Origin of the sequence: Microbacterium phyllosphaerae, from assembly GCF_050628115.1 — a bacterium.
Classification (GTDB): Bacteria; Actinomycetota; Actinomycetes; order Actinomycetales; family Microbacteriaceae; genus Microbacterium; species Microbacterium phyllosphaerae_A.
In genome coordinates this window covers 1,671,120-1,682,219 of the sequence record NZ_CP192502.1, presented here as the reverse complement: position 1 = coordinate 1,682,219, position 11,100 = coordinate 1,671,120, and the positions used below count along the sequence as shown (strand labels likewise).

Here is an 11,100-nt window from a genome sequence, read left to right as displayed (position 1 = left end):
TCAGGGGAGAAGACGGGGGCTTCGTTGCTCACGGATACCTCAGGGTCGGCGGTGGTCACTGTGACCGGTCACAGAAGTGTGTCATGGAGGTCGGCGAACCGTCAAGACACCGGCGACCGCTCGGCGCCGCGGTGTGCGGGGCCACTTTCGCATCTCCGGTCTCGCGGGGGCCACTTTCGCATCGGATACGGCGTATTCACGTGCAGAACTGGCCCCGCATCGCGTCGGCGCTCACCGCACCGCGCGGAGTTCAGCAGGCGGCGCTCAGCGGGGCGGCGCTCAGCAGGGCGGCGTTCAGCGGGGCGGAGCGACCGAATCCCGGGTCACCAGCACCGGCGCCACGGGAGGGAGATCGGATGCCGCAGCCCCGGCGCTCCCCGCCAGCACCGCCGCGACCGCACGGCGCGCCAACTCCGAGAAGTCCTGTCGCACGGTCGTGAGCTTCGGCCAGTAATAGGCGGCGTCCGGGGTGTCGTCGAAGCCGACCACGCTGATGTCGCCAGGCACGGTGAGACCCGCTTCGTGCAGGCCTCCGAGCAGCCCGAGCGCCATCTGGTCGTTGGCCGCGAACACGGCCGTGACGCCCGACCCGCGCACGGCGTCGGCCGCCGCGTAACCCGAGCCCGCGGTCCAGTCGCCCTCGAACACCGGGCCGGCGGCGAGCCCTCGCGTTGCGATCTCGGCCGCGAAGCCCTCGGCGCGGGACTCAGCCTCGAGCCAGTCGGCGGGGCCTGCGAGGTGCGCGATGCGGGTGTGCCCGGCATCGGCGAGCGCCGCGACCGCGAGCCGGGCTCCGGCCGCCTGATCGACCGAGAGACCACGGGCACCCCGGTCGGCGGCGTGCAGGGTCACGACGGGAACACCGATGCGCACCTCATCGAGCGCGTCGAGGGTGTGGGCGTGTGGCGCGACGACGACGATGCCCTCGACGCCCTGCATGACGAGGTGGTCGACAGCGGCGATGACGGCATCCGCATCCCCTGCATCCGCGAAGGCCGCACTCAACCAGTAGCCGACCTCGCGGGCCGAGGCCTCGAGCGCGGCGATGCTGCGCGACGGACCGTAGTGCAGCGCGTCGGTGGCCAGCACTCCGAGGGTGCGGGAGCGCCGGGTGCCCAGCGCACGGGCTGCGTTGTTCATGCGGTAACCGAGCTCGGCCATCGCGGCGAGCACCCGTTCCCGAGTCTCGGCGGCGACCTCCGGGTGATCGTTCAGCACCCGCGACACCGTCTGCCGAGACACCCCGGCGAGCACTGCGACGTCGCGTACGCCGACGGTGCGGCGGGGCTCGCTGCTCGTGTCACTCACGCCGACGAGTGTATGCCGAGCGGCCCCACCGCCTCGCCTTCGTGCCACTCTGGTGACATGCGCATCGCACTCACCGGATCATCGGGCAAGCTCGGCAGCGTCGTCGCGCGGGAGCTCCGCGCCCACGGCCACGCGGTCATCGGCATGGACGTCGCAGGCACGCGCGGCCCCGACTTCGTGCAGGTCGACCTCACGGATTACGGCCAGGTGGTGGATGCTTTCACGGCCGTCGGCGACCGGCACGACGGCATCGACGCGGTGGTGCATCTCGGCGCGATCCCCGCTCCCGGCATCCGCAGCGATGTCGCCACCTTCCACAACAACATGCCGGCCACGTTCAACGTCTTCTGGGCGGCGGTGCGCCTCGGCATCCGGCGCGTCGTCTACGCCTCGAGCGAGACCGTGCTGGGCCTGCCGTTCGACGTGCCGCCGCCCTACGTGCCCGTCGACGAGGACTACCCGGCGCGCCCGGAATCGGTCTACTCGCTGGTCAAGACGCTCGAGGAGCAGCTCGCGAGGGAGCTCGTGCGCTGGCACCCCGACCTCTCGATCACGGCGCTGCGGTTCTCGAACGTGATGAACCCGGCGGACTACGCAGAGTTCCCCGATTTCGACGCCGACGCCCTGCGCCGCAAGTGGAACCTGTGGGGGTACATCGATGCGCGCGACGGCGCGCAGGCCGTGGAGCGCGCGCTCGAGGTCGCAGCGCCAGGGTTCGACAACTTCATCATCGCTGCGGCAGACACGGTCATGACGCGCCCGAACGCCGAGCTGCTCGCCGAGGTCTTCCCCGACGTTGCGGTCGCCCGCGAGTTCGGGCCGAATGAGACGCTGCTCTCGATCGACAAGGCCCGTCGGATCCTGGGGTTCGACCCGCAGCACTCCTGGCGTGACCACGTCTGACCGGGCTGCCCGCCTTCGAATCGCGCAAATGGCGCTGTTTCGCCAAGAAAAAGCGCCATTTGCGCGATTCGAAGGCCCGAGGAGGAGGCTCAGCGCCGGGCGATCGTCGATCCGCGGATGACGAGACGCACCGGAAGATGGTGCGCGCCCTCGCCGACGTCGATGCCGTCGATCGCGTCGAACACCCGCAACGCCGCCTGACGCCCGAGCTGCTGCAGATTCGCGTCGATGCTGGTGAGCTCGGGCCGGGCGTTGGTCGCGAGCACTTCCCAGTTGTCGTAGCCGATCACGGCGAGGTCGTCGGGCACCGTGCGTCCGAGATCCCGCGCCGAATCGAGCACGCCGCGAGCTATCTGGTCCGAACCGCAGAACACGGCGTCGATGTCGGGATGCCGCTGCAGCAGCATCGCTGCGGCATCCCGCCCCCAGTGTTCGGTCCACTCCGAGAACATCGGTTCACCCACGAGCTCGAGCCCCGCTTCGCCGAGCGCGGCTCGGGCCCCGGCCAGGCGGTCCTGGGCTGCGGCATAGCTCGGGTCGCCGGAGATATGGGCGATGCGCCGCCGTCCGCAGGCCAGCAGGTGCTCGATCGCGAGACGCCCTCCGGCGTAGTTGTCGGGGGTCAGCGACAGGTCTCGCGGGTCGTCGGACGGCGCGTAGGCGTAGACGACCGGCACCGGGATCTCCTGACCGAGAGAGGGCCGCGGGTCGGTCTGCCGGCCCACGACGATGATGCCGTCGACCCGGCGACTCAGCAGCTCCTTCAGGTGGTGCTGCTCGCGGATCGCGTCACCCCGCGCATCGCACAGGAACACATTGATGCGCCCGGCGCCGAAGGCATCCTCGGCTCCCATCAGGATCGGGATCATGAAGCGACCCTCGAGGTCGCTGGTGAGCAGGCCGACGGTTCCGGTGCGGCCGGCGAGCAGTCCTCGCGCCATGGCGTTGGGCGTGAACGCGAGTTCCTCGGCGATCGCGCGCACCTTGGCGCGAGTGGCGGCCGACACGTCACCCCGATCGTTCAGAGCCTTGGACGCCGTCGAGATCGAGACTCCGGCGCGCGCGGCGACGTCGCCGAGGGTCACTGCCCGTGCTGCCGTCGTGTCGCTCATCCCACTCCCTGTTGCTGAAAGGTTATCGGAACGAGGGTTGACGCCCCCGCTGAAACCACGCTATACCTTTCGAAAGGGTTTTCGTAGATTTCGGAGAACCCGATCTCCACCTCATCTCCACCCGGCGCTGCACTGTCGAAGCGCCGCACCGCATCCGCTCGAGGACGAGCCCAGAGGAGCCCCCGCCCATGAACACCACCCGTACACACGCCGCACGTCGGGCAGCAGCCGCCGTCGTCGCGGCCGGCCTGCTCGTCGGCGGCCTCGCCGCCTGCGCACCCGCCGCCGACGACACCGCCACGAACGAACCCATCCCCGCCGAGGGCACGGATGACGGCACCACGCTGACGCTGTGGACCCGCGCGCCCATCGAGCGTCAGGCCAAGCTGCTCGTCGACGCCTACAACGAGAGCCACGAGAACCAGGTCGAGCTCACAGTCGTCCCCAACGACGACTACGTCGCCAAGGTCGGCGCGGCGGCCGGGTCCGGCGGGCTGCCCGATCTGTTCGCCGCCGACATCGTCTACGTGCCCAACTGGGCGCAGCAGGGTCTGTTCCAGGACATGTCCGAGCAGATCGACGCCCTCGACTTCAAGGACGAGATCAACCCCGGCCATCTGTCGGCCGGCACAGTCGACGGCGCCGAGTACGTGCTGCCTTTCGCCCTCGACCTCTCGATGCTGTTCTGGAACAAGGAGCTCTTCGCCGAGGCCGGTCTCGATCCTGAGAAGGCGCCCGCCACACTCGAGGAGTTCGCCGAGGCGGCCATGGCCGTGCAGGCGCTGAACAAGCCCGACACGTACGGCACGGCGACCGGCCTCAACTGCGGTGGCTGCCTGGTCTTCACCTGGTTCCCCTCGATCTGGGCATCCGGCGACGAGGTCATGAGCGACGACGGCACCGAATCCCTGCTCGACGGCGACTCCGCCCAGGCGGTCTACGACACGTGGGCAGAGCTGCAGGATGCCGGAGCGATCCTCCCGAGTTCGACCGATGAGGCCGGCCCCACCTGGACCGCCGCATTCAGCGAGGGCAAGGTCGGGGTGATGCCGTTCCCGGCGACCCTCCTCCCCTCTCTCGAGTTCGACGCGGGAGTGGCCGGCATCCCCGGTGTCGACGGCGGCGCCTCGACTTTCGTCGGCGGCGACGGCATCGGCATCTCGAAGGACTCGAAGAAGGCGGCGCAGGCCTGGAACTTCCTCAACTGGATGATGTCGGAGGATGCCCAGGTCGAGGTGCTCGCGAAGGACGGCAACGCCGTCTCGCGCGGCGACCTGGCCGACAACGAGTACGCCGCGGCCGACCCGCGCCTCGTGACGATCAACGAGGTCGCCGCCCAAGGCGACACCCCGGTGGCGCTGAACTTCCAGCAGGCGTTCAACGCTCCGGGCAGCCCGTGGCTGACGCTGGTGCGCAACGCGGTGCTGAACGGAGACGACTCGGTGCCGACGGACAACGAGGAGATCACCGCGATCCTGTCGCAGTGACCCATCGCGGGGGCGGCGCGCATCGCGCAGCCCCCGCATCCCTCCCGCACGCCCCCGCACCTCCGATCGAAAGAGAACGTGATGACCCAGGCCACACTCCCGCTGCGTCGCCGAAGACGGCGCACCGCCTTCGGCGGCCCGGTGCAGGGCTGGCTGTATGCGGCCCCGACGGCGATCTTCGTCGCCCTGCTGTTCATCGTGCCGCTCGTGCTGGTGGTGCAGATGTCGGCCTCCGACTGGCCGCTGCTCAGCGGAAACCAGGGCATCAACTTTCCCGAGAACTACGCGGATGCCGTCACGCACCGCCTCTTCTGGGATTCGATCCGCTTCACCCTGCTCTACACCGTCATCACGACCGTGATCCTCATCGGCCTCGGGCTCGGCCTGGCCCTGCTCGTGCAGGAGTCCACCCGATGGAAGGGGTTCCTGCGCACGGCGTTCCTGATCCCGAGCGCCCTCGGTCTCGCATCCGCCTCGCTGCTCTTCTACGTGCTCTACTCCCCCATCGCCGGCCCGTTCGCGAACCTCATGAAGTCGTGGGGAATCACGTTCCTCGGCACGCCGGAGGGCGCACTGTGGTCGACGATCTTCCTGATCGTCTGGCGCTATGCGGGCTTCTACATGCTGCTGATGCTGGTGGGCCTGCAGGGCATCCCCGACGATGTCTACGAGGCCGCCCGCATCGACGGCGCGAACCGGTGGCAGACGTTCCGCGACATCACGGTGCCGCTGCTCAAGCCGACGTTCGCGCTCACGACCGTGATGTGTGTGACCGGGTCGCTGCTCGCGTTCGAGCAGTTCTACATCCTCACCAAGGGCGGCCCCGACAACAGCACGATGACCGTCGTGCAGCTGATCTACAACGTCGCGTTCCAGGGGCAGAACAGCCTCGGCATCGCCGGCGCCCTCTCGGTGATCGTGCTGCTGGCGCTCATCGTCATCAACGTCTTCCAGCTGCGCGCGTTCCGCCGCCCGGATGAGAACTGAGCTGAGAGCTGAGAATCATGTCACAGACACTGACCCGCACCATCGTCGCTCCGAACCATCAGCCCACCGCGCCGCGCTACCGCTCGAAGGCCGCTCGCGTCGTCTTCGGCATCCCGTACTGGGTGTTCACGACCGCCCTCGCGGTGATCTTCCTTTATCCGCTCATCTGGACCGGCGTCTCGTCGGTCAGCCCGATGCCCGGCACCAGCCAGACCGACGGCTGGGGCTTCGGCAACTACGCTGCTCTCGGCGAATACCAGGCCGGCATCTGGGTGTACCTCGGCAACTCGCTCTTCGTCTCGGTGCTCACCGTCGCTCTCACGCTCTTCATCTCGCTGCTGGGCGGCTACGCGTTCGCGCGCTTCTCGTTCCCCGGCAAGAACGCGCTGTTCCTGCTGACCCTCGCGATCCTGATGGTGCCGTACGCGACGCTGCTCATTCCGCTGTACGTGATCCTCAACGCGGTCGGCCTGCAGAACTCGCTCGTCGGCGTCGCACTCGTGATCACCATGTTCCAGCTGCCGTTCTCGATGTTCATGATGCGCATCTCGTTCGAGTCGATCCCGCGCGAGATGGACGAGGCCGCGATGGTCGACGGATGCTCCAGCTGGGGCGCCCTGTGGCGGGTGCTGCTGCCCGCGGTCAAGCCGGGTCTCGTCACGGTCGGGCTCTTCGCGTTCCTCACGGCGTGGAACGACTTCATGGCCCCGCTGATCCTCATCAACGACACCAACCGAATGACGCTGCCGCTCGCGGTGGCCAACCTCCGAGGGCAGGTGCAGGGCGTCGTCGACTACGGCGCGACCGAGGCGGGGGTCGTCGTGCTGGCTCTCCCCTGCATCCTGCTCTTCCTGATCCTGCAACGACACTACGTGCGCGGCTTCATGTCCGGCGCTTTCAAGGGATGACCATGTTCGACACCACCACACCCGCCGCTCCCGTGGTTCCCACGCACGGACGACTGCGCCCGCTGGGCCTCGGCGAGGTGCACATCACCGGAGGGTTCTGGGGCGACCGCCAGGACGTCAACGGCTCGGCCACGCTCACCCACATCGAGTCGCGACTCGAATCGGAGGGCTGGCTGCCGAACTTCGATCTCGCCGCCGCCGGCACCCTTCCCGCAGGGCGGCGCGGGCGCGAGTTCGCCGACTCCGAGATCTACAAGTACCTCGAGGCTCTGGCGTGGGAGATCGGACGGACGGATGCCGCGCCCGACGGCGACATCGAGCGGCGCTTCCGCCGCGTGGTCGACCGGGTCGCCGCCGCGCAGGATCCCGACGGCTACCTCAACACGATGTTCGGCCGCGACGGTCAGGGCGAGCGCTGGTCGGCGTTGCAGTGGGGGCACGAGCTCTACTGCCTCGGACACCTGTTCCAGGCGGCCGTCGCCCGGGTGCGCACGAGGCCGGATGCCGACGACGGGCTGATCGACATCGCCCGCCGTGCCGCCGACCTCGTCTGCCGCGAGTTCGGCGCAGACGGACGCGACGCGATCTGCGGGCACGCCGAGGTCGAGGTGGGTCTCGCGGAACTCGGCCGAGCACTCGGCGAGCAGCGGTACATCGACCAGGCCGCCCTGTTCGTCGAGCGGCACGGCCGCGGGTCGCTCGGTGAGATCGAATGGGGTCGCGGATACTTCCAGGACGACGTGTCGGTGCGAGACGCCGAGGCACTGCGAGGGCACTCCGTGCGAGCCAACTATCTCTCCTCGGCTGCGGGAGACGTCGCCGCCGAGCTGTCGGACGAGTCGCTGCTCGACTCCCTGCGCGCGCAGTGGGATCGCACGGTCGAGCGCCGCACCTATGTGACGGGTGGCCAGGGGTCGCACCATCAGGACGAGGCGTTCGGCGACGACTGGGAGCTGCCGCCGGATCGCGCCTACTCCGAGACCTGCGCCGGAATCGGCTCGATCATGTTCTCGTGGCGGCTGCTGCTCGCCACCGGTGAGGCTCAGTACGCAGACCTGATCGAGCGGACCCTCTTCAACGTCGTCGCGACCTCGCCCGGCGACGACGGGCGCTCGTTCTTCTACGCCAACACTCTGCACCAGCGAACGCCGGGGACTCCGGCGGATCCGGATGCCACGTCGCCGCGTGCCTCGTCGTCGCTGCGCGCGCCCTGGTTCGAGGTGTCCTGCTGCCCGCCGAACGTGGCGCGAACCTTCGCCAGTCTCGCCGCCTATCTGGCCACGGCGGATGATGACGGCGTGCAGCTGCACCAGTACGCGCCGTCGACCGTGCGCACGGTGCTGCCCGACGGGCGGATCGTCGCGTTCGACGTGGCGACGGGGTATCCGGCCGACGGCGATGTGCGGGTCACGATCACGGAGGATGCCGAGTTCACGCTGACGCTACGGGTACCGTCGTGGGCCGAGGGCGCGACGGTGCGTGTGCACAGCCCGGGCGAGGTCACGGAGTCCCCCGCACCTGCGGGTGCGTTCGACGTCGCTCGTGCGTTCCGTGCTGGCGACCTCGTCGAGCTGAACCTGCCGATCGTGGCGCGCGCCACGTCGCCGCATCCGATGGTCGATGCGGTTCGCGGCAGCGTCGTGATCGAGCGAGGCCCCGAGGTCCTGGCGCTGGAGTCGATCGATCTCGGAGCCGATGTCGGCGACGCGGTCGTGGCCGGAGAGCCCGTCGAGCGCGACGGTCACGTGGTGCTGCCGGTGCGGCATCGCTCGACCGGCGAGACGGTCGACGCCCCGCTGATCGCCTATCACGACTGGGCTCGGCGCGGTCCGTCGACCATGCGGGTCTGGATCCCGACGGAGTGAGTCAGCTCCAGAGGCCCGCGACGTGGGCTTCGGCCTCGCGAGTGCGCGCTTGCGCGCGGGCGGCAGCAGTCGCGGCGCTGGTGAGAGCGGTCTGCATCGCATCGGCGCACTCGTTCCATTCGCGGTGAGCGCGACCGTAGGCCTCTTGGGCGTGCCCGGCCCATAGCTGCCCCAGCCCGGAAGCCTCGGAGTCCAGGTCTTCGAGAAGCGCTCGGATCTGCTGCACGGTGTCGGCGAGAATCGCGATCGACTGGGCGAGCGGCTCGTGTTCGACGCGGATGCGCATCAGCTGGTGCCCGCGTCGGATTGGGGCTTCGGCCAGCTCAGGTGCAGATCGCGGAGCTCGTACGGCTGAGACACGTCGTCGGTGAGGAAGTACGTGTAGAAGACGACCGCCGCCTCGTCGGCGGTGAAGACCTCGTGCGGGTAGACAGTGGTGCTGTGGCGACCGTCGTCGTAGTGGATCACCTCGGTGGGCTCCCCGGTGCGGTCGCCGCCGGGCTTGCCGATCGCGTACTGGTGGGGGGTGCCGTCAGCCTCGATGCGGCGAACCTCCAGCGCCAGTGCATCGGCGGTGCCGGCGCACTGCATGTACTCCTCGCTGAAGGGGATATCGGCAAGCAGATTCGCGCCCTCAGGTGCCCGCCACAGGCTCCATGCCCAAGTCGACGACCCATTCATCTGGTTCAGAGAGAACTGAATCTGTTCCGGATAGGGGCGGACATAGTCGACGAGTGCGCCACGCATAGAGCCGTTTATCTGTCGAATGTGTGTGGGCTGGCTCATTTCACCGTCTCCAGGATCACTCTCGTGATCTCAATCTGTTTGCCGTTGTAGATAGCAGTGGCGGGGCGCTCAGGACTGACTGTGCTGTCAAATCCTTCCTGGGCTGCGCTTCGGCTCCCGGATCCACCCTTGATCTCGACGCCAGTGTAGGTTCCATCGGCATTCTCAAAGAAGCCGTCGAAGTACCTAACCTGGTCTGACGTCGCAGTGGGCTTGTGATGGTACCCCTCGATGGACGCCCGCACCTTGTCACGAACAACTTCCTGTCCAATATCGTCAGAGACTTTGTCGAGGCCTATCTTCTCGGTGTCGACCCAGGGGCGCTGCCCGTCGCCGTTCCAGTGCCCCTTGACGTCGCGACCCGGGTAATCGGGATGCGGCGGCGGCCGCTGAGCGATGGAGACCGCGTCGTCGCCGGTCGCCTCGTTCATCCATCGGGTTCCGGCGTGCCCGGCAGCCGCGAGTCCGGCCCCGGCGACGCCCACGCCGGCCCAGGCGAGGCCGCCACCGGGCGCTGCACCGACTCCGGTGAGCGCGAGTGCACCTCCGCCGCCGATCATCGTGCCGCCACCGACCACGAGCGCGACTCCGCCGAGGAGTTCCAGAAGGATGTCGGGGTGGTTGATCAGCGCGGTGCCCATCGAGGCGATGAAGTTCAGCTGCTCGATGGCCGGGTTGAGCACGGCGGTCTCGAACATGACCGCGCCGATCGCTCCGGCGACCGCCCAGTTCTTCGCGCTGTCCGCCTGCTTCGGTGTCTGCAGGGGCGCGGCATCCGCCGCGTCGTGGATGGCGTTGGCGGCGTCGACGGCGTAGCGATCTAGCACACTGCGCGCGTTCGTCAGCACGTCGACCGCCTGTGCGCGCAGGTCCGCCCCGCCATCGATGAACGGGACGTCGAGGTCGACGTGTCGAAGGTGAAGGTCGCGCTCCAGCTCACGCACCTTCACCCGGTGCGCCGCGCGCGACGTGATCGTCGCTGCTTCCGCCTGCTCCCACAGGTCGATCGCGTGCGCGGCTTCGTCCTGCGCCCACTGCAGTGCGTCGCCGTAGGCCGAGAGCGCGGCCGCCCCGCTCATCAGCTGCTCGCCGGTTTTCTCCCACGATGACCGCACGTAGTCCGCCCGCTCGAGGTACTTGTCGTACGGGTACCCTGTCCACGCGACATCAACCTCGAGGCGACGCAACCCGTCGCGAAGCGCCGTGGCCGCCTCAGACCGCGACCGCCACGCGGACGCCACCGTATGCGCGGCGGCGTACGAGCCCGGCACCAGCGCGACCGGATCCGTCGTCATCCCGAGTTCGGGCATCAGTAGTCGCTCTCGGCCCAGATCATCTGGTCGAGTTCGCTGCTCGACGCCTCATCGCCCCGGTCGAACACCTCAGCCGTCTGGCGCAGGTTCTCAGCCAGCATGTCAACATCCGCGAGACGACGCCCCAGCGACGTCGTCCAGACGTCACCGAAACGAGCCACCGCTGCGGTGATCGAACCGACCCCGAGGCCCGATGACTGCGCGACCACCGCCGAACCGAAGTCACCCCGCAGGCTCGACGCCTTCTTCGCGAAAGCTCGTAGCTCGTCAGTCTCCACATCTGTCATCGCGCCCCTCCAGGTCACGAAAGACAACGATACGTCCTTATATGAGGACGTATCGTTGCTTCGCGTCACGTATACCGGTCTTCCGATATGCGGCAGCGAGGCGTGCACCAGACACGCAAATGGCCCCACCTCGATGAGAGATGG

11 protein-coding genes are annotated in these 11,100 nt (G+C 68.4%); 5 read left to right on the top strand and 6 right to left on the bottom strand.

The features are described from left to right. Positions 1 to 294 precede the first annotated feature (294 nt). Complete coding sequence (locus ACQ4LY_RS07810; protein WP_431075454.1) at positions 295 to 1,308, bottom strand: LacI family DNA-binding transcriptional regulator; 1,014 nt, start codon at positions 1,306 to 1,308, stop codon at positions 295 to 297. Between the two features lie 57 nt (positions 1,309 to 1,365). On the opposite strand from ACQ4LY_RS07810, the gene ACQ4LY_RS07805 reads away from it, so the two are divergent. Continuing rightward, a complete protein-coding gene (locus ACQ4LY_RS07805) occupies positions 1,366 to 2,211 on the top strand; it encodes an NAD-dependent epimerase/dehydratase family protein (RefSeq protein WP_431075453.1) in 846 nt (281 codons plus the stop codon). A gap of 89 nt (positions 2,212 to 2,300) precedes the next feature. Here the strand turns inward: ACQ4LY_RS07805 and ACQ4LY_RS07800 are convergent, their stop codons facing one another. After that, positions 2,301 to 3,323, bottom strand: coding sequence for a LacI family DNA-binding transcriptional regulator (locus tag ACQ4LY_RS07800; RefSeq protein WP_431075452.1), 1,023 nt, complete (start codon positions 3,321 to 3,323; stop codon positions 2,301 to 2,303). A gap of 188 nt (positions 3,324 to 3,511) precedes the next feature. Between ACQ4LY_RS07800 and ACQ4LY_RS07795 the strand changes: the two genes are divergently transcribed. The 4 genes from ACQ4LY_RS07795 (at position 3,512) to ACQ4LY_RS07780 (ending at position 8,570) form a co-directional block, all read left to right on the top strand. Then, positions 3,512 to 4,810: an ABC transporter substrate-binding protein gene (locus tag ACQ4LY_RS07795; protein WP_431075451.1), complete on the top strand. Its 1,299-nt coding sequence runs from the start codon at positions 3,512 to 3,514 to the stop codon at positions 4,808 to 4,810. An 81-nt stretch (positions 4,811 to 4,891) separates the two neighbouring features. After that, positions 4,892 to 5,797 carry a carbohydrate ABC transporter permease gene (locus tag ACQ4LY_RS07790; RefSeq protein WP_431075450.1) on the top strand — a complete coding sequence of 302 codons (906 nt, stop codon included), beginning with the start codon at positions 4,892 to 4,894 and terminating at the stop codon, positions 5,795 to 5,797. A gap of 17 nt (positions 5,798 to 5,814) precedes the next feature. Continuing rightward, a complete protein-coding gene (locus tag ACQ4LY_RS07785; protein WP_431075449.1) occupies positions 5,815 to 6,705 on the top strand; it encodes a carbohydrate ABC transporter permease in 891 nt (296 codons plus the stop codon). Then, complete coding sequence (locus ACQ4LY_RS07780; protein ID WP_431075448.1) at positions 6,702 to 8,570, top strand: glycoside hydrolase family 127 protein; 1,869 nt, start codon at positions 6,702 to 6,704, stop codon at positions 8,568 to 8,570. Before ACQ4LY_RS07785 ends, ACQ4LY_RS07780 begins: the two co-directional genes overlap by 4 nt. 1 nt (position 8,571) lies before the next feature. Here ACQ4LY_RS07780 and ACQ4LY_RS07775 read toward each other — a convergent pair whose 3' ends face one another. From ACQ4LY_RS07775 to ACQ4LY_RS07760, 4 genes are read right to left on the bottom strand one after another with little or no spacing between them, the layout of a single operon-like run. Next, a complete protein-coding gene (locus ACQ4LY_RS07775; protein ID WP_431075447.1) occupies positions 8,572 to 8,856 on the bottom strand; it encodes a WXG100 family type VII secretion target in 285 nt (94 codons plus the stop codon). Then, positions 8,856 to 9,356 carry a hypothetical protein gene (locus ACQ4LY_RS07770; RefSeq protein WP_431075446.1) on the bottom strand — a complete coding sequence of 167 codons (501 nt, stop codon included), beginning with the start codon at positions 9,354 to 9,356 and terminating at the stop codon, positions 8,856 to 8,858. Before ACQ4LY_RS07770 ends, ACQ4LY_RS07775 begins: the two co-directional genes overlap by 1 nt. Continuing rightward, entirely contained in the window at positions 9,353 to 10,666 is a 1,314-nt protein-coding gene (locus tag ACQ4LY_RS07765) for a putative T7SS-secreted protein (protein WP_431075445.1), read from the bottom strand. The genes ACQ4LY_RS07770 and ACQ4LY_RS07765 overlap by 4 nt, the downstream gene beginning before the upstream one ends. Beyond that, positions 10,666 to 10,956, bottom strand: a complete 291-nt coding sequence (locus ACQ4LY_RS07760; RefSeq protein WP_431075444.1) for a type VII secretion target — start codon at positions 10,954 to 10,956, stop codon at positions 10,666 to 10,668. The genes ACQ4LY_RS07765 and ACQ4LY_RS07760 overlap by 1 nt, the downstream gene beginning before the upstream one ends. Positions 10,957 to 11,100: the final 144 nt, after the last annotated feature.